The 22,454-nt window shown below is 66.8% G+C and carries 15 protein-coding genes; 10 read left to right on the forward strand and 5 right to left on the reverse strand.

The genetic code is table 11. From position 1 onward, the window contains the following. Positions 1 to 4 precede the first annotated feature (4 nt). Together AC56DV_RS30205 and AC56DV_RS30210 are read right to left on the reverse strand one after the other, a co-directional pair. A complete protein-coding gene (locus tag AC56DV_RS30205; protein WP_496317897.1) occupies positions 5 to 496 on the reverse strand; it encodes a cyanophycin metabolism-associated DUF1854 family protein in 492 nt (163 codons plus the stop codon). Next, a complete protein-coding gene (locus tag AC56DV_RS30210; protein ID WP_496317898.1) occupies positions 486 to 2,768 on the reverse strand; it encodes a cyanophycin metabolism-associated ABC transporter in 2,283 nt (760 codons plus the stop codon). Before AC56DV_RS30210 ends, AC56DV_RS30205 begins: the two co-directional genes overlap by 11 nt. A gap of 212 nt (positions 2,769 to 2,980) precedes the next feature. Here AC56DV_RS30210 and AC56DV_RS30215 point away from each other — a divergent pair, with 212 nt between their 5' ends. From AC56DV_RS30215 to AC56DV_RS30230, 4 genes are all read left to right on the forward strand, one after another. Next, positions 2,981 to 5,146: a cyanophycin synthetase gene (locus tag AC56DV_RS30215; RefSeq protein WP_496317899.1), complete on the forward strand. Its 2,166-nt coding sequence runs from the start codon at positions 2,981 to 2,983 to the stop codon at positions 5,144 to 5,146. Positions 5,147 to 5,197: 51 nt separating this feature from the next. Next, entirely contained in the window at positions 5,198 to 7,768 is a 2,571-nt protein-coding gene (gene cphA / locus AC56DV_RS30220; RefSeq protein ID WP_496317900.1) for a cyanophycin synthetase, read from the forward strand. A 16-nt stretch (positions 7,769 to 7,784) separates the two neighbouring features. Beyond that, positions 7,785 to 8,150, forward strand: coding sequence for an MmcQ/YjbR family DNA-binding protein (locus tag AC56DV_RS30225; RefSeq protein ID WP_496317901.1), 366 nt, complete (start codon positions 7,785 to 7,787; stop codon positions 8,148 to 8,150). Between the two features lie 77 nt (positions 8,151 to 8,227). Beyond that, positions 8,228 to 8,701 carry a hypothetical protein gene (locus AC56DV_RS30230; RefSeq protein ID WP_496317902.1) on the forward strand — a complete coding sequence of 158 codons (474 nt, stop codon included), beginning with the start codon at positions 8,228 to 8,230 and terminating at the stop codon, positions 8,699 to 8,701. Between the two features lie 6 nt (positions 8,702 to 8,707). On the opposite strand, the gene AC56DV_RS30235 is transcribed toward AC56DV_RS30230, so the two are convergent. After that, entirely contained in the window at positions 8,708 to 9,802 is a 1,095-nt protein-coding gene (locus AC56DV_RS30235; RefSeq protein ID WP_496317903.1) for a LacI family DNA-binding transcriptional regulator, read from the reverse strand. A 198-nt stretch (positions 9,803 to 10,000) separates the two neighbouring features. Between AC56DV_RS30235 and AC56DV_RS30240 the strand changes: the two genes are divergently transcribed. The 3 genes from AC56DV_RS30240 to AC56DV_RS30250 all read left to right on the forward strand — a co-directional run bounded on the left by AC56DV_RS30240 (position 10,001) and on the right by AC56DV_RS30250 (position 13,416). Next, a complete protein-coding gene (locus AC56DV_RS30240; RefSeq protein ID WP_496317904.1) occupies positions 10,001 to 11,257 on the forward strand; it encodes an Hsp70 family protein in 1,257 nt (418 codons plus the stop codon). Continuing rightward, the gene (locus AC56DV_RS30245; RefSeq protein ID WP_496317905.1) at positions 11,257 to 11,895 is read left to right on the forward strand and encodes a 3'-5' exonuclease; all 639 of its coding nucleotides are present in this window, start codon (positions 11,257 to 11,259) and stop codon (positions 11,893 to 11,895) included. The genes AC56DV_RS30240 and AC56DV_RS30245 overlap by 1 nt, the downstream gene beginning before the upstream one ends. Before the next feature lie 102 nt (positions 11,896 to 11,997). Continuing rightward, positions 11,998 to 13,416, forward strand: coding sequence for an SEL1-like repeat protein (locus tag AC56DV_RS30250; RefSeq protein WP_496317906.1), 1,419 nt, complete (start codon positions 11,998 to 12,000; stop codon positions 13,414 to 13,416). Between the two features lie 18 nt (positions 13,417 to 13,434). On the opposite strand, the gene AC56DV_RS30255 is transcribed toward AC56DV_RS30250, so the two are convergent. After that, on the reverse strand, positions 13,435 to 15,237 hold the full coding sequence (locus AC56DV_RS30255) for a GGDEF domain-containing protein (protein WP_496317907.1): 1,803 nt from the start codon (positions 15,235 to 15,237) through the stop codon (positions 13,435 to 13,437). Positions 15,238 to 15,373: 136 nt separating this feature from the next. On the opposite strand from AC56DV_RS30255, the gene AC56DV_RS30260 reads away from it, so the two are divergent. Together AC56DV_RS30260 and AC56DV_RS30265 are read left to right on the forward strand one after the other, a co-directional pair. Next, a complete protein-coding gene (locus AC56DV_RS30260) occupies positions 15,374 to 16,003 on the forward strand; it encodes a methylamine utilization protein (protein ID WP_496317908.1) in 630 nt (209 codons plus the stop codon). Between the two features lie 8 nt (positions 16,004 to 16,011). Then, positions 16,012 to 18,468 (forward strand): putative bifunctional diguanylate cyclase/phosphodiesterase, encoded by a 2,457-nt coding sequence (locus tag AC56DV_RS30265; RefSeq protein ID WP_496317909.1) that lies wholly within the window; start codon positions 16,012 to 16,014, stop codon positions 18,466 to 18,468. Here the strand turns inward: AC56DV_RS30265 and AC56DV_RS30270 are convergent. Next, on the reverse strand, positions 18,465 to 20,003 hold the full coding sequence (locus AC56DV_RS30270) for a peroxidase family protein (RefSeq protein WP_496317910.1): 1,539 nt from the start codon (positions 20,001 to 20,003) through the stop codon (positions 18,465 to 18,467). The genes AC56DV_RS30265 and AC56DV_RS30270 overlap by 4 nt on opposite strands. A gap of 247 nt (positions 20,004 to 20,250) precedes the next feature. Here AC56DV_RS30270 and AC56DV_RS30275 point away from each other — a divergent pair, with 247 nt between their 5' ends. Next, positions 20,251 to 22,422 carry a prolyl oligopeptidase family serine peptidase gene (locus tag AC56DV_RS30275; protein WP_496317911.1) on the forward strand — a complete coding sequence of 724 codons (2,172 nt, stop codon included), beginning with the start codon at positions 20,251 to 20,253 and terminating at the stop codon, positions 22,420 to 22,422. Positions 22,423 to 22,454: the final 32 nt, after the last annotated feature.

Below are 22,454 nucleotides of genomic sequence, written 5' to 3' on the forward strand. Positions count from 1 at the left end.
GCCGTCACAGGAAACGGTCCAGGATTTTCTTGCTGTGCTTGTCCAGCTCGTACTGGTTGCGGATCAGGAAGTGAATGCCGTGGTTGTCCGACACCAGCAGCGTGTCGCTGCCGATGCGGCGGATGTCTTCCTCGCCGCGCAGCACGAAATCGGTCTGGCCGCGGTTGGTGTCCACGGTCCAGGTGCACGGCGTGGCGTAGCTGGTGACGGACAGGATGCGGGCGATTTCGGGCATGAATTCGCGCCCTTGCAGTTCCTCGCGCACCAGCGCCGCATTGGCGTCGCTCAGGTCGGCCAGCGCGTCGATCCACGCGATTTCCTTGCCGTCCGTGGTCACCAGCGAGATGCCCTGTTCGGGCGCCTGGATCGGGAAGGCGCGCACCGGCGCCACGTTTTCGTGCACCGTGCCGGCGGCGTCGGTCAGGTTCAGGCGGCCGAAGGCGTCGCGCGCCAGGATGAAGTTGTGGATGCTCAGCGTCGTCATATCAGTCGTCATGTCGTTTTCCGGGTGCGTCGTCAAGGTCGGTGTCGACGTTGCGCGCCTGTGCCATGTAGAGGCGGTAGTAGGCGCCTTCGGCGGCCATCAGCTCGTCGTGGCCGCCTTCCTCGACCACGCGACCGCGGTCCAGCACCACCAGGCGGTCGGCCTTCTGCAGCGTGGACAGGCGGTGCGCGATGGCGATGGTGGTGCGGCCGGTGACCAGGTTGTCCAGCGCTTTCTGGATCTCTTTTTCGGTTTCCGAGTCCACCGAGGCGGTCGCTTCGTCCAGGATCAGGATCGGCGGGTCGATCAGCAGCGCGCGCGCGATCGAGATGCGCTGGCGTTCGCCGCCGGACAGGCCCTGGCCGCGCTCGCCCACCATGGAGTCGTAGCCCTGCGCCAGGCGCAGGATGAATTCATGCGCGTGGGCGGCGCGCGCGGCGGCGATGATCTGCTCGCGGGTGGCGTCCGGCTTGCCGTAGGCGATGTTCTCGGCGATGGTGCCGAAGAACAGGAACGGTTCCTGCAATACCAGGCCGATGTTGCGGCGGTAGTCCGACACGCCCAGCGCGCGGATGTCCACGCCGTCCAGCAGGATGGCGCCCTCGGTCACGTCGTAGAAGCGGCAGATCAGGTTGACCAGCGTGCTCTTGCCGGAGCCGGAGTGGCCCACCAGGCCCACCATTTCGCCGGCCTTGATGTTGATGCTGATGTTGCGGTTGACGGCGCGGTTGCCGTAGCGGAAGCCGACGTCGCGCAGCGCGATATTGCCTTCCACCTTGCCCAGCTTGACCGGCTTGGCCGGTTCCGGCACCGAGGACACGTGGTCCAGGATGTCGAAGATGCGCTTGGCGGCGGAGGCCGATTTCTGCGTCACCGACACGATGCGGCTCATCGAATCCAGGCGGCCGTAGAAGCGGCTGGAGTAGGCCACGAAGGCGCTCAGCACGCCCACCGTGATGTTCGATTGCGACACCTGGTAGATGCCGAACACCCAGATCACCAGCAGGCCCAGCTCGGTGAGGAAGGACACGGTGGGAGAGAACAGCGACCACACCTTGTTCAGTTTGTCGTTCACGGCCAGGTTGTGCTTGTTGGCCACGCGGAAGCGGTTCGCTTCGCGCGATTCCTGGGCGAAGGCTTTCACCACGCGGATGCCGGGGATGGTGTCGGCCAGCACGTTGGTCACTTCGCCCCACACGCGGTCGATTTTCTCGAAGCCGGTGCGCAGGCGGTCGCGCACCAGGTGGATCAGCCAGGCGATGAAGGGCAGCGGCAGCAGGGTGATGGCGGCCAGCCACGGGTCGATCGAGACCAGGATCACGCCGGTCATGATGATCATCAGCACGTCGGAGGCGAAGTCCAGCAGGTGCAGCGACAGGAACACGCAGATGCGGTCCGATTCGCTGCCGATGCGCGACATCAGGTCGCCGGTGCGCTTGCCGCCGAAGTATTCCAGCGACAGGCGCAGCAGGTGCTCATAGGTAGTGGTGCGCAGGTCGGCGCCGATGCGCTCGGACACCAGGGCCAGCACATAGGTCTTGCCCCAGCCCAGGATCCAGGCCAGCACGGCCGAGCCCAGCAGGCCGCTCATGTACAAGGTCACCAGGCCGGTGTCGACCGGCTTGCCGTTCTGGTAAGGAATCAGCACATTGTCCATCAGCGGCATGGTCAGGTACGGCGGAATCATGTGCGCCGCCGTGCTGAGCAGCATCAGCAGGAAGCCGGCCAGCAGCGGCCAGCGGTAGGGCGCGGCAAAGCGCCACAGGCGGAACAGGGTCCACGTGGACGGCGGCGTGTACACCACCTTGGTGCAGATCGGGCACTCGTCCTGGTCCGGCTCCAGCGGCGCCTTGCAGGAGGGGCAGGTATGCTCCTCGTCCCGCACCATGGGCTGGCCCGTGACGGCGCTTTCGCGCAGCGCGGCGAACTTCTCGGCCAGGCGGATGGCGAGCAGGTTCTGGCCCAGGGTGAAGCGCCAGTTGGCCAGGCGGCCTTGTTTGTTAAATAACTCCAGGTGGCCGACGCCCGCATGGTCGTGCAGTTTTAACGTTAAATCCTGCGCGTAAGGCCAAGATTGCCATACCGTTTCCCCCGGCGCGCGTGCCATAATGCGGCGCTCGGTAACGAGGATGAGGCCCTTGGAAAAATGAAGGCGCGCGTCGAGGTCAACCTCGAGGGCACTTGAAACGTTTTCCCCGGAGGAAAGTTGTGCATGCACCTCGGACCGCCATACTTCTGGTAGTTCTGTATGGCTGAGTTCCGAGGAAAGCTGTTTTGTTATCATTGTGCAACATACTCCAGTGCGGGCTTTGCCAATTGGCAAGGAAAGAGAAACAGTGGGAAAATAGCGAAGCAGGAAGTCGTAAGCGCGTCGTAGCTAAGCAGTGATTTACGGTATTCTGTCAGTTATTCATCATTTGACGAAATAAAAGAGGGGGACCGCCGAGTGCGGCCTGCTTTTGCGGAGTATACCGCAAGAGGTACAAGAGCAAAAACATGACAAAGAAGAAAGACATTGAATTTCTCCGTGTAACACATTTGCGCGGACCAAATATCTGGACTTACCGCCCGGTAATCGAGGCGTGGCTGGATATTGGCGAGCTCGAAAATTTCCCCTCTGACAAAATCCCCGGTCTGTACGAGCGCCTGACGGCCATCCTGCCGCACCTGGTCGAGCACCGCTGCGGCGTGGGCGAGCGCGGCGGCTTCAACGAGCGGCTGCGCGACGGCACCTACGCCGGCCACATCCTCGAGCACGTGGTGCTGGAGCTGCAGAACCTGGCTGGCATGCGCACCGGCTTCGGCAAAACGCGCCAGACCTCCGAGGACGGCGTGATCTACAAGATGGCGTTCCGCACCCGCCAGGAGCAGGTGGGGCGCGCCGCGCTGGCCGCCGGCCGCGAGCTGCTGATGGCCGCCATCGAAAACCGCCCGTACGACCTGGCCGCCACCGTGGCCGAGCTGACCGACATGGTCGAGTCGCTGTGCCTGGGCCCGAGCACGGCCAACATCGTCGATGCCGCCACCGACCGCAAGATTCCATCGATCCGCCTGACCGACGGCAACCTGGTGCAACTGGGCCACGGCGCGCGCCAGCGCCGCATCTGGACCGCCGAGACCGACGCCACCAGCGCCATCGCCGAAGGCATCGCCAGCGACAAGGACCTGACCAAGAGCCTGCTGGCTTCGGCCGGCGTGCCGGTGCCGGAGGGCGAACTGGTGCGCAGCGCCGAAGAGGCGTGGGAAGCGGCCGAGGACATCGGCCTGCCGGTGGTGGTGAAACCCTACGACGGCAACCACGGCCGCGGCGTGACCCTCAACCTGACCACCGAGGCCGACGTGCACGCGGCCTACGAGCTGGCCGCGCGCAAGGGCGGCAGCAAGAGCGTGATCGTGGAGCGTTTCATCGCCGGCGACGAACACCGCCTGCTGGTGGTGGGCAAGAAGCTGATCGCGGCCGCCAAGGGCGAGTCGCTGTGGGTGACGGGCGACGGCCAGCACACCATCAAGCAGCTGTGCGACCTGCACATCAATATCGACCCGCGCCGCGGCGAGACCGAAGGTTCGCCGCTGGGCCTGATCAAGCCGGACGTGTCGGCCGAAATCATCCTCGAGCTCAAGCGCCAGAGCATGACGCACGAGTCGGTGCCGGCCGCCGGCCACAAGGTGCTGATCCAGCCGAACGGCAACGTGGCGATGGACGTGACCGACCTGGTGCACCCGGACATCGCCGACATGGCCACCCTGGCCGCGCGCGTGATCGGCCTGGACATCGCCGGCATCGACCTGGTGGCGCAGGACATTTCGCGCCCGCTGGAACAGCAGGGCGGCGCCGTCATCGAAGTCAACGCCAGCCCGGGCCTGCTGGCCCATTTGAAGCCGGCCGAGGGCGGCCAGCCGCGTCCCGTGGGCGCCGCCATTGTCGACCAGCTGTTCGCGCCGGAAGACACCGGCCGCATTCCCGTGGTGGGCGTGGCCGGCGAACGGCACAGCGTGCTGATCGCCAACCTGACCGCCTGGCTGCTGGAAGTGAGCGGCAAATCGGTCGGCCTGAGCTGCGAAGAAGGCATTTACCTGAACGGCCGCAAGGTGCCGCGCGGCCCGCTGTCGGCGTGGGAATCGGGCCAGCGCCTGCTGCTCAACCGTAACGTGGAAGCGGCCGTGTTCCACAACGGCAGCCGCATGATCCTGACCGAAGGCCTGGCCTACGACAAGTGCTCGGTGGGCATCGTCACCGACACCGCCGGCCACGGCGACCTGTCCGAGTTCTACATCGGCGACGAAGACGACATGTACGGTGTGCTGCGCACCCAGATCGACGTGGTGCTGCCGGACGGCGCCGCGGTGCTGAACGCCGCCGAGCCGCAAGTGGTGGAAATGGCCGAGCTGTGCGACGGCGCCGTGATCTTCTACGGCCTGGACGAGCAGCTGCCGGCCATCGTCGAGCACCGCCAGGACGGCGAGCGCGCGGTGTTCCTGCGCGCCACCGGCTTCGTGCTGGCGGCCGGCGCCAATGAAGTGGCCATGCTGCCGCTGTCCTGCATGCCGGCCAGCCAGGCCGGCAACGAGGAAGCGCTGCTGGCCGCGATCGCCGCCGGCTGGGCGCTGGGCCTGGAACCGGGCCTGATCGCCGCCGCGCTGCGCACCTTCAAGGCGAACTAATACACGTATTAATACCAGTATCAAAGCAGACCACCCTACAGGACACAGGTAATGGAAGTTATTCGCATCCGCGCGCTGCGCGGCCCCAATCTTTGGAGTCACCACACGGCGGTCGAAGCCATCGTCTCCTGCACGCCGGACGAAGAGAACATCGACAAGCTGCCCGGCTTCGAAGTGCGCCTGCGCGCGCGCTTCCCTGGGATCGCCGCGCTGCAGCCGATCGGCCATGACGACGCGATTCCGATGGCGCACGTGCTGGAGCTGGCCGCGCTGGCCCTGCAGGCCGAAGCCGGCTGCCCGGTGACCTTCAGCCGCACCACGCCGACGCTGGAAACCGGCATCTACCAGATGGTGGTGGAATACACCGAAGAAGAAGTGGGCCGCCTGGCGGTGGATCTGGCCGAACAGCTGCTGGAATCCGCGCTGGACGACACCCCGTTCGACCTGCCCGGCGCGCTGGCGCAGCTGCGCGACCTGGACGAGGACGTGCGCCTGGGCCCGAGCACCGGCGCCATCGTGCATGCCGCCATGGTGCGCAACATCCCGTTCAAGCGCATGACCAAGGGCTCCATGGTGATGTTCGGCTGGGGCTCGCGCCAGCGCCGCATCCAGGCCGCCGAGATGGATTCCACCGGCGCCATCGCCGAGACCATCGCGCAGGACAAGGAACTGACCAAGAAGCTGCTGGACGCGGCCGGCGTGCCGGTGCCGCACGGCCGCTCGGCGGTGGACGAGGAAGACGCCTGGAAGGCCGCCAACGAGGTCGGCCTGCCGGTGGTGATCAAGCCGAAGGACGGCAACCAGGGCAAGGGCGTGACGGTCAACATCACCACCCGCGAGCAGGTGTTCAAGGCCTTCGCCGCCGCGCGCGAATTCCGCGACGACATCCTGGTCGAGCGCTTCCTGCCGGGCCACGACTTCCGCCTGCTGGTGATCGGCAACAAGCTGATCGCCGCCGCGCGCCGCGACCCGCCGCACGTGGTGGGCGACGGCGTGCACTCGGTACGCGAACTGGTGGAGCTGGTGAACGCCGACCCGCGCCGCGGCTCCGGCCACGCCACCTCGCTGACCAAGATCCGTTTCGACGACATCGCGCTGGCGCGCCTGGCGCTGCAAGGCTACGAGGCCGACTCCGTGCCGCCGAAAGGCCAGCGCGTCATCCTGCGCAACAACGCCAACCTGTCCACCGGCGGCTCCGCCACCGACGTGACCGACGACGTGCACCCCGAAGTGGCGGCGCGCGCGGTGGAAGCGGCGCAGATGATCGGCCTCGACATCTGCGGCGTGGACGTGGTGTGCGACAGCGTGCTGCAACCGATCGAAGCGCAAGGCGGCGGCGTGGTGGAAGTGAACGCCGCCCCCGGCCTGCGCATGCACTTGACGCCTTCCTACGGCAAGGGCCGTCCGGTGGGCGAAGCGATTATCTCGGCCATGTTCCCCGACGGCGACGACGGCCGCATTCCCGTGGTGGCGGTGACCGGCACCAACGGCAAGACCACCACCGTACGCCTGATCGCGCACCTGATGGCCGCCAGCGGCCTGCGGGTGGGCATGACCAATACCGACGGCGTCTACATCAACGGCCGCCGCACCGACAGCGGCGACTGCTCCGGCCCGCGCAGCGCGCGCAACGTGCTGCAGCATCCGGACGTGGACGCGGCCGTGTTTGAAACCGCGCGCGGCGGCGTGCTGCGCGAAGGCCTGGCCTTCGACCGCTGCAAGGTGGCCGTGGTGACCAACATCGGCGCCGGCGACCACCTGGGCCTGAACTACATCACCACCGTGGAAGACCTGGCGGTGCTCAAGCGCGTCATCGTGCAGAACGTGGACAAGAACGGCGTGGCGGTGCTGAACGCGATGGATCCTATCGTGGCCGGCATGGCCGCTTCGTGCCGCGGCAAGGTCACCTTCTTCGGCGCCGACCGCGAGCACCCGGTCATCGCCACCCACCTGGCGCAGGGCCGCCGCACCGTCTACATCGAAGACGGCCAGCTGATCGCCGCCGAAGGCAAGCACGCGGAAGCGGTGCCGCTGTCGGAAGTGCCGATCACGCGCAACGGCGCCATCGGCTTCCAGGTGGAGAACGTGATGGCCGCCGTGGCGGCGGCGTGGGGCGCGGGCGTCGACTGGGAATCGATTCGCAAGGGCCTGGCCACCTTCGCCAACGACAGCGACAACGCGCCGGGCCGCTTCAACATGTTCTCGTACAAGGGCGCCACCGTGATCGCCGACTACGGCCACAACCCGGACGCCATGCTGGCGCTGGTGCAGGCGGTGGACGCGCTGCCGGCCAAGCGCCGTTCGGTGGTGATCTCCGGCGCCGGCGACCGCCGCGACGAAGACATCCGCCAGCAGACCGAGATCCTCGGCAAGGCCTTCGACGACGTGCTGCTGTACCAGGACCAGTGCCAGCGCGGCCGCGCCGACGGCGAAGTGGTGGCGCTGCTGCGCCAGGGCCTGGCGGGCGCGCCGCGCACCAATTACGTCGACGAGATCAACGGCGAGTTCATCGCCATCGATACGGCGCTGGCCCGCCTGCAGCCGGGCGACCTGTGCCTGGTGCTGGTGGACCAGGTGGAAGAGTCGCTGGCGCACATCGCCAAGCGCGTGGCTGAAGCGTAAAGCGGCCGGCGCCGGAATGGATGCTGAACAGCTGAAGGCGCATTGCGCGCAATTTCCCGGCGCCGTGGCGACCCTGCACGGGGCGCCGGGCAACATCCTGGTATATGCGGTGGGTGGCAAGACATTCGCCTACTTCAAGACGAGCGAGCCGGAGCGCTGGCGCTTCAGCTTCCGCGCCTCGTCCGACCGTTTCCTCGAACTGACGGGCGTGCCCGGCGTCAAGCCGGCGCGCTACATGGGGCGCTTCCATTGGGTCACCATCGTCAACGTGCAGCATTTCCCGCAGGACTATCTGACCGAACTGGTGCAATGGTCCTACGACAAGGCCTTGTCCGGCCTCAGCAGGCCCAAGCGGCTGGCGGCCCTTTCTGAAGCTATATGACCCATCTAACGGATGGAATGCGAAATAACCCTTAAGGTGGGGTTCTCACGCGATTCCACTTGCACAGGGGTATAAAGATGAAGATTCCCAGCCTGCTTTCCTCCGCCCTGATTGGCGCCGTCGCCAGCGCGCGGTCCATGACGCCCATGGCGACCATCGCGGCGGCGCGCCTTGCGCACCGGCGTACCAGCGGAGAGCTGGTCCTCCTGGACCGGCCGGCGGTCAAACTCGGTGCGCTGGCGATGGGGCTTGGCGAACTGGCGGGCGACAAGATGAAGACCGCGCCCGACCGCACCGTGTTCCTGGGGCTGCTGGCGCGTGTATTGAGCGCCGGCATTGCGGGCGCGGCGCTGGCCCCGAAGGGCCGGGAGCGCGCCGGCGCAGCGGTCGCCGTCGCCACGGCCGTACCGCTTGCTTACGTTACCTTGGCCGCCCGCAAGCGGGCCATGGCGCGCATCGGGCAGACCCGCAGCGGCCTGATTGAGGACGCGCTGATGGTGGCGGCAGGCGCGGCGATCGTGGCGCTGGCGACCAGGCCGCAGAACGGCTAGCGGCCGCTACGCCGCCAGTTCCATGCTGGCCGGCGGGGCCAGGCGGGCGGTGGCGCCCTCGATGAACTGGGGCGCGAACATGCGCTTTTCGGCGGCGCCGCCGGGGTGGTCGATCAGCTTGTGCAGCAGCTCGGCCGCTGCCGAGGCCATTTGCTGCATCGGGTGGCGCAGGGAGGTCAGGTCGTAGCTGAGCCAGTTGGACGCCTCGACCGCGTCGAACCCGGCCACCGACAGCTGCGCCGGCACGGCCAGGCCCAGTTCGTGGCGCGCGCAGTCCAGGCAGCCGATCGCCATCACGTCGCTGCCGCAGATGACGGCGTCCGGCACCCGGCCGCCGCTGCGGGCGATAATCTCGCGCAGACCCAGCTTGCCGCTGGCGTAGTCGAAATTGCCGCGCACGATGACCGGTTCGGGCAGGCCCAGCTCGGCCAGGCGCTCGCAGGCGCCGCGCCGCCGCTCGCTGGCCACCGCGTTGTCCTGCGCGCCGTCTATCATGCCGAACACCCGGTGCCCGGCCGCCGCCAGCCGCGAGGCCAGCGCGCGGCCCGCCTCGTACTGGTCGCAGGCCACCGTGTTGGCGGTCTGGCCGCGCAGGTTGCGGTTGAACAGCACCAGCGGCACGCGCCGGCGCTCGAACTCGGCCACTTGCGCCTCGCTCAGCGTGGCGGCGGCGATCACCCCGTCCACCTGGTATTGCCAGACGTCGTTCATCAGCGCGTCCAGTTCGCTTTCCCGCTGCATCGTGAACAGCAGCACGCGTTTGCCGCGCCGGGCAATCTGCTTGCTGAGTTCGGACAGCGCTTCGGGATAGTACAGATTGGCCGCGTTGGAAATAATCACCGCCACCATATTGCTGCGCCGCGTGATCAGGCTGCGCGCCGCCGCGTTCGGAATGTATTCCAGGCCCTCGGCCGCCTGCATCACCCGCGCGTAAGTGTGCTTGGACACGCTGGCGCCCGGCTTGAAGCAGCGCGACACGGCCGACTGCGACACGCCCGCCACCAGCGCCACGTCGTAGGAGGTGACGCGGCGGTTTTCGCGCTGGATGGCGGCCTTGTGCTCGGCGATACTGGGTGCTGGCGCGTCTTTTCTTGTTCTCATTGTCTCGTAGGCCAGCCGTTGCATGTTTATAGTTGTTACCTGAGGATAACTTAGGGTCTTACCTCATGGCAATAGTTTGCAATCATTTGGCGCGCAAGTGTCGCTATTTCGGCGCAGCAAGACCGTGGCGGCCGGCCGGTAGCCGGACCCGGCGGTTTCTGGTAGACTACCGCCCCTTCAACACACTGGAAGAGAGACATGGCCATAGCTTGCGGAGTCGATTTTGGCACGTCCAATTCCACGGTTGGCTGGGTGCGTCCCGGCCATCCCACCATGCTGGCCCTCGAGGACGGCAAGACCACCTTGCCCTCGGTGGTGTTTTATAACGCCGAGGACGAGGAAGTGACCTTCGGCCGCGCCGCGCTGGGCGAGTACCTGGCCGGCTACGAAGGCCGCCTGATGCGTTCGCTGAAAAGCCTGCTGGGCACCAGCCTGATCGACGGCCAGACCGAAGTGGGCGGACGCGCGCTGCCGTTCCGCATGCTGCTGGCCAACTTCATCGGCGAAGTCAAGAAGCGCGCCGAGCAGGCCTCCGGCCGCCAGTTCAACTCGGCCGTGTTCGGCCGCCCGGTGTATTTCATCGACGACAACGCCGCCAACGACCAACTGGCCGAGGACACGCTGGCCGAGATTGCCCGCTCGGTGGGCTTCAAGGATATCGCCTTCCAGTTCGAGCCGATCGCCGCCGCTTTCGACTACGAGTCGCAGATCGACCGCGAAGAGCTGGTGCTGATTGCCGACATCGGCGGCGGTACCTCGGACTTTTCGCTGGTGCGCCTGTCGCCCGAGCGCGCCAAGAAGGCCGAGCGGCGCGACGACATCCTGGCCACCGGCGGCGTGCACATCGGCGGCACCGACTTCGATAAATACCTGAGCCTGTCGGCGGTGATGCCGCTGCTGGGCTACGGCAGCCAGCTGAACAACAACAGCGAAGTCCCGTCGAGCTACTACTTCAACCTGGCCACCTGGCACACCATCAACCTGGCTTACACCAAGAAGATGTGGACCCAGCTGTCCGAACTGGTGCGCGACGCGCGCGAGCAGGACAAGCTGGGCCGCCTGCAAAGGCTGATCGACGAGCGCGCCGGCCACTGGCTGGCGATGAAGGTGGAAGAGGGCAAGATCGCGCTGTCCGGCGCGGAAAACGTGGCGCTCGAGCTGGAGCGGCTGTCGCCCGCCGTCACGCTGGATCTGAGCCGCAGCGGTTTCGACGCCGCCATCGGCCACCTGGTGGGCTCGGTCGAGCAGACCGTGCAGAAAATGCTGGCCGACGCCGGCGTGAAGCCGGAGCAGGTGGACACGGTGTTCTTCACCGGCGGCTCCAGCGGCGTGCTGTCGCTGCGCGAGCGCATCGGTGCGGTGCTGCCGGCGGCGCGCAAGGTGGAAGGCGACCTGTTCGGCAGCATCGGCGCCGGCCTGGCGCTGGACGCGGTGCGCAAGTTCGGGGGCGCGTGATGGCGGTGTACAGCAAGCCCATCGTGATGATCGACTTCGAGACCACCGGCCTCTCGCCCGACATGGGCGACCGCATCACCGAAGTGGCCGCGCTGCGCATCGAGGACGGCCGCATCACGGAGCGCTACGTGTCGCTGATTAACTGCGGCGTGCGCATTCCGTCCTTCATCACGGGACTGACCGGCATCACGCAGCACATGGTGGACAACGCGCCGCCGGTGGGCGAGGTGGTGCCGGCGCTGCTGGACTTCATCGGCGCCGACGCGCTGGCCGCGCACAACGCCAGCTTCGACGAAAAATTCCTGCGCGCCGAAAGCGCCCGCCTGGGCCTGGCCCCCGCGCACCAGGGCACGGTATGCTCGCTGAAGCTGTCGCGCCGCGTGTTCCCCGCGCTGGGCAGCTACAAGCTGGGCCAACTGTCCGGCCAGCTCGGCATCCGCTTCAAGAGCGCAGCCCACCGGGCCGAGTCGGACGCGGAAGTGGCGGCGCAAGTGCTGCTGCATATCGCCCGCCACCTGGGCGACACCTACGGCCTGCCCGCCGTGGCGCCGGAACTGCTGCTGTCGGTCAACAAGCTGGCCGCCGCCAAGGTGCACGCCTACCTGCTCAAGCAGTCGGGCGCCGGCGCGCAACGTTAAGATTTCCATAAGGCTATCAATTCGCAACCACGATTGAGCGGGATCAAACGCGCGTCCGCCTGACTGTCTAAGCTTGAGGCACACGCGACGCAAAGGGCCATCATGGACCACCGCCACTCCACTGCCGACAGCTCCGTCTTCACCTGGTACCGGGATGCTGCCGCGCGCGGCGATCCCTATGCCCAGTTCAACCTGGCGCTGCTGTACAAGAAGGGCCAGGGCGTGCGCCGCGACGAGGAAAAAGCCTTCGTCTGGATGCGCCTGGCCGCGCTGCAAGGGCTGGCCTTTGCACAGAACCACGTCGGCGCCATGTATTACAACGGACGCGGCACGCCCTGCCGCGACGGCGAGGCCGCGTTCTGGTTCCGTCTCGCCGCCGATCAGGGCGAAGCGTCGGCCCAGCAGAACCTGGGGCAGATGTACCGCAAAGGGCGCGGCGTGCCGCACAGCGAGGAGGCTGCGCTGGCCTGGTTCAGCCGCGCCGCCGCGCAGGGCGTGGCCAGCGCGCAGGCGCTGACGGGCGAGGCTTACCTGCTGGGCCTGGGCACGCGCCGCAGCGAGCCGCTGGCGCTGGCCTGGCTGCGCAAGGCCGCGCTGCAGGGCGACGCCGGCGCCCAGCTGAACCTGGGCCTGATGCACCGGCGCGGCCAGGGCGTGCCGCCCAGCGACGCGGCTGCGCTGGCCTGGTTCCGGCAAGCCGCCGCGCAGGGCCATCCGGCGGCGCAGCGCCGGGTCGGCGTGGCCTATGCGGAAGGGCGCGGCGTGGCGCCCGACCAGCGCCGCGCCTATTGCTGGCTGGCGCGCGCCGCCGCGCAGGACGACGTCGATGCGCAGTTCAACCTGGGCGTGCTGCTGGCCAACGGCCTGGGCGTGGACCGCGACGAGCCCGAAGCGTTCATCTGGTACCGCCGCGCGGCCGAATCGGGGCACGCGCTGGCGCAATACAACCTGGGCGCCATGTACGCGCAGGGGCGCGGCGTGGCGGCCGACCCGGCGCGCGCACTGGAATGGTATTGCCAGGCGGCCGCGCAGGGCGTGGCCAACGCGCAGTTCAACGCGGCCGTCATGTATGCCAACGGGCAGGGCGTGGAGCGCGACGAGGCGCGCGCCGTGGCCTGGTACCAGGCGGCGGCCGCGCAGGGCGACGCCAGCGCCGTGAACAATCTGGGGGTGATGTATGCCAACGGCCATGGCGTGGCGCGCAGCGACGCGGACGCGGTGGCCTGCTACCGCCAGGCGGCCGAACAGGGCCATGTGCTGGCGCAGTACAACCTGGGCGGCATGTACAACGGCGGGCGCGGCGTGGCGCGCGATCCGGTGCGGGCCTTCATGTGGATTTCGCTGGCGGCGGCCAGCGGCAACGCCAGCGCCGCCACGCAGCGCGAGCAGATGAGCGCCAGGCTGAGCGCGGCGCAACTGGCCGACGGGCGGGCGCTGGCCGAGCAATTCCAGCCCGGCCCCGGCCCCAACGCCGGTCCCGGCGCCGCCGGCCGCGAAGACCGCTCGGAGGCGGGCGCCTGACCCGCTGCCGTGCCGGCGCTACGCCGGGTGGCGGCGGTCCACGAACAGGCTGTTGCCGTGAATCTTCTTGGCCTGCTTCTTCGCTTCGGACGCCTGGGTGGCGATCTGGTGGTGCGAATAATACTGGTGCGGCTCGACCCGTATCGTCCCGAGCGACAAACTCATCAGAGAATAGAACACCTTCTTGCCCTGCCTGTCCTCGCTGATGTAGCCGCCCCGGTCGCGGTCTTCCAGGCTGTAGTAGTCCAGCACGCTGGCCGCGAAATCGGCCAGGATGGCGCGGCAGCGCGTTTCCCAGTCTTCGCTCTGGAACAGCAGCATGAAATCGTCGCCGCCGATGTGGCCGATGAAATCGCGGTCCGGGTCGCAATGGCCGCTGAGGATGCGGCCCGTCATCTGGATCACGTCGTCGCCCCGGCGGTAGCCGTACACGTCGTTGAAGGGCTTGAAGTGGTCCAGGTCGCAATAGCAGACCCAGAACCGGGTGCCGCTCTCGAGCAGGCGGTCGATATGCTCGTTGATCGGCACGTTGCCCGGCAACTGCGTCAGCGGATTGGCGTAGCGCGCGGCGTGGATCTGCATTTGCGTGATCTCGCGCATCAAATCGTGGCCGGTGCCCATGCCCAGGTAGCGCCCGTGCTCGGTGATGATGAAGCCGTTGAACAAATGGTGCGCGGCCGACTCCACCATGCGGTAGGACAGGTCTTGCAGGCTGGTGTCCTTGTCGGCGATCAGCGGCTTGGGGTCCATGAACTGGCGGCAGGACTTTTTGCCGTACAGCTCGCGCTGGTAGGGCCGCGCGAAATGGTCGATCATGTCGAAGCGGCTGATCAGCCCCAGCGGCACGCCGTCGTCCACCACCGGGATGATCAGCAGCTTGGGCTCGGCCATGAAGATCTCGTACACTTCGTTGTTGCACAGCGAAGGCGGCACCGCCGCCACCTCGTGCAGCAGCTTGGCGATGGTGGCGGCCTGCTTCTCGCCGCTGCGCTGCGGATACACCGCCACGCCGTTGCGGCTGAGCGCCTTGGCCACTTCGGCCGGCAAGGCGCGCGCCGGCGCGCTGTGCGGCCGGCCCAGGTGGTAGCCCTGGCCGTAGGCCACGCCGATGTCGCGCAGCACCAGCAGCTCGGCCTGGGTTTCGATGCCCTCGGCGATCACCAGCGTGTCCGACTTGTCGGCGATCTCCTGGATCGAGCGCACGAACTGCAGCTTCACCGGGTCATGGTTGATGCCCTGGATGAAGTGCATGTCGATCTTGACATACTCGGGCCGCAGCTCGGACCACAGGCGCAGGCTGGAGAAGCCTTCGCCCAGGTCGTCGATGGCGATCTGGAAGCCCATGTTGCGATAATGCAGCACCGCCTCGCGCATCAGTTCGTAATCATAGGTGGGCTGGTTTTCGGTCAGCTCGATGATCACGCGGTCCGGATTGATGCCGATCTGATGGATGTACTGCAAGGTCTCGCCGCGCGTGCCGTCGGGTTGCAGCAACAGGCATTCCGGGCTCACGTTGAGGAACAGCTTGCCCGGCAGCTTCAGTTCGGCGAAGCGCTCCAGCACCACGCGCCGGCACAGGTGCTCCACCTCCACCGTGCGGCCGCAGGCGCGCGCCGCCTTGAACAGGTTCAGCGGCGAATGCAGCGGGCTGTCGGACGGCCCCCGGATCAGCCCTTCGTAGGCGATGATCTCCCCGTCCTGCATGCGGGCGATGGGCTGCAGCAGTGCGCTCAGCTGGCGGCGTTCGATGATGTCGTTCAGTTGCATACGAAGCAAGGCATCGTCGTCGGGCGCGGGCCGCAGGTAGGCCACATTGTTCATGATAGGCAGGCAAGGAAGTAGCAACCCTGCCATATTAGGGTTCGAATATGACAAGCTGATGAATTTAGGAAACTACTTAACGCGTCCGGCGGCTGGCGCTACAATAGGATTTCCTTGATCCGCCCGTGCCCTCCCGATGAGCAAACTGTTTTCCCGCCTGGCCGCTGCCGCTACCTTGTACCTGATGGCGGGCGGCGCCGGCGCCTCCGGCGTGGCCGTGCACGTGGCCGACACCGCCGGCGCGCCGCTGGCGGACGCCGTGGCCTGGCTGGAGCCGGAAGCCGGACAGGGCCAGTCCAAGCCCGCCAAGGGCGCGGAGATCGAGCAGAAGGGCTTGAAATTCCTGCCGCTGGTGACCGTGGTGCAGACCGGCAGCCGCATCGACTTCCCGAACAACGACAAGGTGCGCCACCACATCTATTCCTTCTCGCCGGCCCACAAGTTCGACCAGAAGCTGTACTCGGGCACCTCGGCCACGCCGCAGATTTTCGACAAGGCCGGCGTGGTGGTGCTGGGCTGTAATATCCACGACAAGATGGTGGCCTATGTGCGGGTGGTGGACACGCCGTACTTCGCGAAGGCCGACGCCAGCGGCCTGGGGCGGGTGGACGCGCCGGCCGGCAAGTACCTGCTCAAGGTCTGGCATTTCAACATGGCCGGCGGCCAGCCGTCCGAGCAGGCGGTGGTGGTCAAGGCCGGCGACGCGCTCGGCACGGCCAGCTTCCGCCTGGCCATGAAGCCGCCTTCCAGCGGCGACGCGCTGTAGGAGCCCGCATGCGCTTCCGATTCCGCAGCCTGGAAAGCCGCATCGTCACGCTGTTCCTGCTGCTGATCATCGCGGTGCAGGTGGTGGGCCTGCTGGTGATCCAGGGCGGCATCGACAGCAATGCGCGCGCCGCCATCGGCGTGGAACTGAACAACGGCGCCAAGGTGTTCCGCCGCCTGCTGGACCAGAACGCGCAAAGCCTGCGCTTCGGCGCCCGCCTGCTGGCGCGCGACACCGCCTTCGTGGCCGCCATCGGCAACAATGACGAATCGGACCGCGCCACCATTGAATCGGCGCTGGCCAACAGCGGACGCCGCATCAAGGCCACCGCCTCCATGCTGGTGTCGGCCGAGCGCAAGATCACCGCCACCACCAGCGAGGCGCAGTCGGCCGGGCTGGAAAAGCTGGTGATGAGCATGCTGGACCAGGCCGAGGCGTCGGACGGCGCCAACGGCATCGCCGTGGTGGACCGCTACCCCTACCAGGTGGTGGTGATGCCGGTGAAAGCGCCCATCGTCATCGGCTACATCGTGATGACCTTCCCGATCGACGGCCAGCTGGCGGCCGAGATGCAAAGCGTGAGCGGCCTGCACACTTCCATCGTCACGCGCGACCGCCAGGGCAGCCTGCTGCCGGTGGCGTCCACCTTCGGCGTGCCCGCCGTCTCCAGCGTGGTGCAGCAGTTGCGCGCCGCGCCGCCGCGCCCGGACGCGCCGTTCGAGGCCGACGTGCAGGGCGCGCGCTACAGCGTGCGCCAGCTGCTGATCGGCGAGGACGCCGGCCAGGCCGTCAGCGTGCTGCTGGCGCGTTCGATCGACGAAGCCATTTCCGAATACGAGCGCCTGGAGCGCTGGCTGCTGGGCCTGACCATCGCCGGCATCATCATCTCGGCAGCCGTCAGCGTGTTTACCGCCAAGCGCATCGCGCAGCCGCTGACCCTGCTGGCCGACACCGCCAAGCGCCTCGAGCGCGGCGATTACAAGGGCCAGATCGAATTCAAGCGCGAGGACGAGATCGGCGCGCTGGCGCAGGCCTTCGACAGCATGCGCGACGGGATCGCCAAGCGCGAGCAGGAAATCCGCCGCCTGGCGTACTGGGACACTTTGACCGGCCTGCCCAACCGGGCCCAGTTCGTGCTGCTGCTGAACGACTGCATCGCCGAGGCGCGCAAGCGCGAATCGTCGGTGTTCGTGCTGATGATGGACCTGGACCGCTTCAAGCACGTCAACGACGTGATGGGCCACAGTTTCGGCGACGCGCTGCTGCGCCAGGTGGCGGGGCGGCTGCAGCTGCAGCTGGCCAACCGCCGCAACACCTCGGCGCAGGTGGCGCGCCTGGGCGGCGACGAATTCGTGGTGCTGCTGCCGGACACCGCGCTGGAGCAGGCGCAGCTGATCGCGCGCGAAATCCTGGCTGCGCTGGAAACCCCGATGTCGCTGGAAGACCAGATGGTCGACATCGGCGCCGGGCTGGGCATCGCCGGCTACCCGCTGCACGGCGACGGCGCCGAAGCCCTGCTGAGCGCGGCCGAGGTGGCCATGTACACCGCCAAGCAGCGCAACGACGGCGCGGTGGTGTACGACGCCGGCTTCGACAAGTCCAGCGAGCAAAGCCTGTCGCTGCTGACCGAGCTGCGCAACGCGGTCGAGCGCAACGAGTTCCGCCTGTTCGTGCAGCCCAAGATCATGCTGGGCAGCGGCAAGGCGGTGGGCGCCGAAGCGCTGGTGCGCTGGGTGCACCCGGAGCGCGGCAACGTGTTCCCGGACCAGTTCATCCCCTTCGCCGAGCAGACCGGCTTCATCCGCGTGCTGACGCGCTGGGTGATGGAGCAGTCCGCCGCGCTATGCCGCGAGCTGGCCGGGCAGGGCATTGCGCTGAAGATTTCCGTCAACCTGTCCACGCGCGACCTGATGGACCAGGACTTGCCGGTGAAGTTCGCCGACATGCTGGCGCGCCACCAGCTGGGGCCGGGCTCGTTCTGCCTGGAGATCACCGAGAGCGCCATCATGGACGACCCGGTGCGCGCGCAGAACACGCTGGAGCGCCTGCACGCCATGGGCCTGGAACTGTCCATCGACGATTTCGGCACCGGCTACTCCTCGCTGGCCTATCTGAAGCGGCTGCCGGTGGACGAGCTGAAGATCGACAAGTCCTTCGTGATGAACATGGAGAACGACATCGGCGACACCAAGATCGTCCGCTCCACCATCGACCTCGGCCACAACATGGGCTTGCGGGTGGTGGCCGAAGGCATCGAAACCGAGGCCGTGTGGCGCCTGCTGGCGCGCATGGGCTGCGACCAGGGCCAGGGCTATTTCATGAGCCGCCCCATGCCGGCCGCGCAGCTGGCCGGCTGGCTGGAGAAATGGCGGCCGCCTATCGCGCTGGCGGGCGCGGAGGCGACTGTGGAAGCGGCGCCGGAGGCGTCCCCCGGCGCCGGCGGCACGGTCACGCTGGCCGGCTAGCGCGCGCCCAGGTCGGCGCGCACCGGCCCTTTGGCGTTGCGTTCGGCAATGTCCTGCACCGAGCGGGTGTCCTTGATCAGCTCCAGGCCATAGGCCGTGAAGGTGCGCTCGTTGTAGATATTCTCCGACAGCAGCGGATTGGTGAAGATCTGCGTGAACGCGTCGTACGCCACCATCATGTTCAGCAGGCTGCCGAACAGGCTGCCCACGTCGCGGTCCTCTGCGAACAGGCCGACCAGGAAATCGACCCGGTCGATATTGCCGTACAACGTGTGCAAGCGGGCGCGGGTGCCCGGGTCGCTGCACAGGTCGTCGATCGATTCGATGCGCGGCAGGCCGAAACGGGTGCGGTAGTCATTGTAGGGCGCCAGCCGGAAGCTGCGCGCCATCGACATGGCAGCCAGCTCGGCCGGGCGCATGACGATGGGCGAATTGAACAGGCCGATGCGGCCGGCCGGCTGGCCGGACAGGGCGGTCAGCAGGTGCGCCAGGCCGGTCTGCTCGAACACGGGGTTGTTGTTCATGAAGCCCGTGTGATCGAGTTCGGCGTCGCCGACCTTGATAACGTCCGGCACCAGCGAATGCCAGCGGTACAGCAGGTCGAACTCGATGGCGATCCAGTTTTGCCGATACCAGCGCTGCTCCTCCGCAAAGCCGGTTTCCAGCGTGAAGACGCGCTTGCCGGCGATATGGTTGATGTAGTCCTCCACCACCACTTTCAGCAGCAGCACGGTGTTGATCATGCGCGCGGTCTGGAACAGGCGCTCGTCGTCCCAGCCCGGATTGTTCTCCTTGAGGTCGCCGCAGATGCGGTTGTGCTCGCGCATGAACATGGTGTTCAGCGCCACGTAGCCGATGGTGGAGTTGCCGCGCTCCAGTCCCGTGGCATAGGCCTTGCGTTTGCGGTCCGGGCTGACGCCGGCGAAGATCTTGTCCACATGGCCGGCGTAGGGCAGGCGCTGGAACTCCGGTTTGACCTTGAGTTGGCCGCCGTGCTCCTCGAACAGGTAGGGCAGATAGCTCTCGCCGCCGATCTCCTGGCTCAGCAGCAAGCCGTCGTGGTGCGCGCGCAGGATGCTGGCGGTTTCCTCGTCCAGGCCGTAGATCTGGCACAAGTCGATGTCATGGTTGGAGGTGTTTTTGCGCCTGTCATTCGGGTCCACCCGCAGCACGCTGTCGGTGAACCATTGGGCGAAGAACATGAATAGCAGGCTGGAGCGGCTGGGGATCATGGCCGCGCCGCGGTCGAACAGCGGCATCACGTCCGCCAGCGGCGGCAGTTCGTCCACACTCGCCTCGCTGGCGGGCGGCAGATGGCGGCCCGAGTAGCGGCGGTCCGTCAGCGCCGGCCAGGACGTGTAGTCGCTCACCGGCCCCAGCGCGCCCGCGCCGGGCGGCTCCGGCGACCACAGGCTGAACGCGCGCGGCCGCGCCTCGGTGCTGCCGGCGATGTGGTTGATCGCCAGCCGGCTGATGGCGGTGCCCAGCAGCGGCATTTCGTGGATTTCGCCCAGTATCTCGTCGAGTATGCCCATGGTGGCTCTCCTTGGCAGGTTGGCTGCGGGGTGGGGTGGGGAAGCGTGGCTACACTTTAGTCAAAAATAGATGTCGAAAATACACGAATTGTCACTGGGATAGTCACTGGGATAGGCGCTGAGAAAAAAATGCCCGGCATGCCGCAGCGGCGAATTTAATATGCTGCGGCGGGGCATGGAACATTTCATATTTGTCATATTCCACGCTATGATCGATTTCCCCATCAACCGGATGAGACCAATCCTTATGCAATTACGACGTGCTTCCCTGATCTTCGCGCTGGCCGCAGCGTTTAGCGGCGCCGCGCTGGCGCAAACCTGCCCCGGCAACGGCTCGGCTGTCAGCTATCCGCTGACCAAGAAGGTCGACCAGCAGGACAACTACCACGGCACCATCGTGGCCGATCCTTACCGCTGGCTGGAAGACGCCAACAGCGCCGAAACCAAGGAATGGGTGGACGCGCAGAACAAGCTGACGCAAGGCTACCTGGGCCAGATCCCCGCGCGCGAAGCGATCAAGGCGCGCCTGACCAAGCTGTGGAACTTCGAGCGCTACGGCGTGCCGTACAAGGAAGGCGGCCGCTACTTCTACAGCCGCAACGACGGCCTGCAGAACCAGTCGGTGCTGTACACCATGAAAAACCTGAGCGACACGCCGCGCGTGCTGCTCGACCCGAACACCCTGTCCACGGACGGCACCGTGGCCCTGGCCGGCGCCGCCGTCAGCCCGGACGGCAAGCTGCTGGCCTACAGCACCGCCGCCTCCGGCTCGGACTGGAACGAGATCAAGGTGCGCGCCATCGACAGCGGCAAGGACACGGAAGACCACATCAAGTGGGTGAAGTTCTCGAGCACCGCGTGGAACCACGACGGTTCCGGCTTCTACTACAGCCGCTACGACGAGCCGACCGAAGCCACCAAGCTGGCCGGCGTGAACTACTTCCAGAAGCTGTACTTCCACAAGATTGGCACGCCGCAAAGCGCGGACGTGCTGGTGTACGACCGTCCCGACCAGAAGGAATGGGGCTTCAGCGCCGAAGTGACCGACGACGGCCGCTACCTGATCGTCAACGGCAGCCACGGCACCGAGCGCAAGAACCGCGTCTTCGTCAAGGATTTGAGCAAGAAGGACGCCAAAGTGGCCGGCCTGCTGGAGCAGTTCGACGCGGCCTACGACTTCATCGCCAACGAAGGTCCGCTGTTCTACTTCCGCACCGACAAGAACGCGCCGAAGTCGCGCATCATCGCCATCGACATCCGCAAGCCTGCGCCGGACCAGTGGAAGGAAGTGGTGCCGGAAGCGGCCGAAACGCTGACCTCCGCCAACATCATCAACAAGCAGCTGGTGCTGAACTACCTGACCGACGCGCACAGCGCGGTCAAGATCTTCGACCTGAAGGGCAAGCCGGTGCGCACGCTGGACCTGCCGGGCATCGGTTCGGCGGCCGGCTTCAACGGCAAGGCCAAGGACACGGAAACCTTCTACGCCTACACCAGCTTCACCACGCCGTCCACCATCTACCGCTACGACATGAAGACCGGCAAGAGCAGCGTGTACCGCCAGCCGAAAGTGGACTTCGACCCGGCCGCGTATGAAACCCGCCAGCAGTTCTTCACCAGCCGCGACGGCACCAAGGTGCCGATGTTCATCGTGGCCAGGAAGGGCATCAAGATGGACGGCAGCAACCCGACCTATCTGTACGGCTACGGCGGATTCAACGCCTCGATGACGCCGTCGTTCTCGGTGGCCAACCTGGCGTGGCTGGAAATGGGCGGCGTGTACGTGCTGGCCAACCTGCGCGGCGGCGGCGAGTACGGCGAAGCCTGGCACAAGGCCGGCACCAAGCTGCAGAAGCAGAACGTGTTCGACGACTTCATCGGCGCGGCCGAGTGGCTGGTGGCCAACAAGGTCACCTCGCCGGCCAAGCTGTCCATCGGCGGCGGCAGCAACGGCGGCCTGCTGGTGGGCGCGGCCATGACGCAGCGTCCCGACCTGTTCGCGGCCGCCATTCCGGCCGTGGGCGTGATGGACATGCTGCGCTTCCAGAAGTTCACCATCGGCTGGGCCTGGACCTCGGACTACGGTTCGTCGGACAACCCGGAAGAGTTCAAGGCGCTGGTCAAGTACTCGCCGCTGCATAACCTGAAAGCGGGCAGCTGCTACCCGGCCACCATGGTCACCACGGCCGACCATGACGACCGCGTGGTGCCGGCGCACAGCTTCAAGTTCGCCGCCGCAGCACAAGCCGCGCAAGCGGGCGCGAATCCGATCCTGATCCGCATCGACACCAAAGCCGGCCACGGCGCGGGCAAGCCGACCGCGAAACAGATCGAAGAAGTGGCCGACCGCTGGGGCTTCCTGACCCGCGCCCTGCAGATGGACGCGCCGGCCGCCCCGGTCTCCGGCGGCAGCCAGTAAGCGCCGCGCCCCCGGCATCACTTTTCCACGCG

Source organism: Massilia sp. BGA-UO-ETr-WB1 (assembly GCF_059567845.1).

Excerpts from the sequence above, each read along its gene's own strand:
- AC56DV_RS30205 (WP_496317897.1), bottom strand. The coding sequence starts at position 496 with ATGACGACTGATATGACGACGCTGAGCATCCACAACTTCATCCTGGCG.
- AC56DV_RS30210 (WP_496317898.1), bottom strand. The coding sequence starts at position 2,768 with ATGATAACAAAACAGCTTTCCTCGGAACTCAGCCATACAGAACTACCA.
- AC56DV_RS30215 (WP_496317899.1), top strand. The coding sequence starts at position 2,981 with ATGACAAAGAAGAAAGACATTGAATTTCTCCGTGTAACACATTTGCGC.
- cphA (WP_496317900.1), top strand. The coding sequence starts at position 5,198 with ATGGAAGTTATTCGCATCCGCGCGCTGCGCGGCCCCAATCTTTGGAGT.
- AC56DV_RS30225 (WP_496317901.1), top strand. The coding sequence starts at position 7,785 with ATGGATGCTGAACAGCTGAAGGCGCATTGCGCGCAATTTCCCGGCGCC.
- AC56DV_RS30230 (WP_496317902.1), top strand. The coding sequence starts at position 8,228 with ATGAAGATTCCCAGCCTGCTTTCCTCCGCCCTGATTGGCGCCGTCGCC.
- AC56DV_RS30235 (WP_496317903.1), bottom strand. The coding sequence starts at position 9,802 with ATGAGAACAAGAAAAGACGCGCCAGCACCCAGTATCGCCGAGCACAAG.
- AC56DV_RS30240 (WP_496317904.1), top strand. The coding sequence starts at position 10,001 with ATGGCCATAGCTTGCGGAGTCGATTTTGGCACGTCCAATTCCACGGTT.
- AC56DV_RS30245 (WP_496317905.1), top strand. The coding sequence starts at position 11,257 with ATGGCGGTGTACAGCAAGCCCATCGTGATGATCGACTTCGAGACCACC.
- AC56DV_RS30250 (WP_496317906.1), top strand. The coding sequence starts at position 11,998 with ATGGACCACCGCCACTCCACTGCCGACAGCTCCGTCTTCACCTGGTAC.
- AC56DV_RS30255 (WP_496317907.1), bottom strand. The coding sequence starts at position 15,237 with ATGAACAATGTGGCCTACCTGCGGCCCGCGCCCGACGACGATGCCTTG.
- AC56DV_RS30260 (WP_496317908.1), top strand. The coding sequence starts at position 15,374 with ATGAGCAAACTGTTTTCCCGCCTGGCCGCTGCCGCTACCTTGTACCTG.
- AC56DV_RS30265 (WP_496317909.1), top strand. The coding sequence starts at position 16,012 with ATGCGCTTCCGATTCCGCAGCCTGGAAAGCCGCATCGTCACGCTGTTC.
- AC56DV_RS30270 (WP_496317910.1), bottom strand. The coding sequence starts at position 20,003 with ATGGGCATACTCGACGAGATACTGGGCGAAATCCACGAAATGCCGCTG.
- AC56DV_RS30275 (WP_496317911.1), top strand. The coding sequence starts at position 20,251 with ATGCAATTACGACGTGCTTCCCTGATCTTCGCGCTGGCCGCAGCGTTT.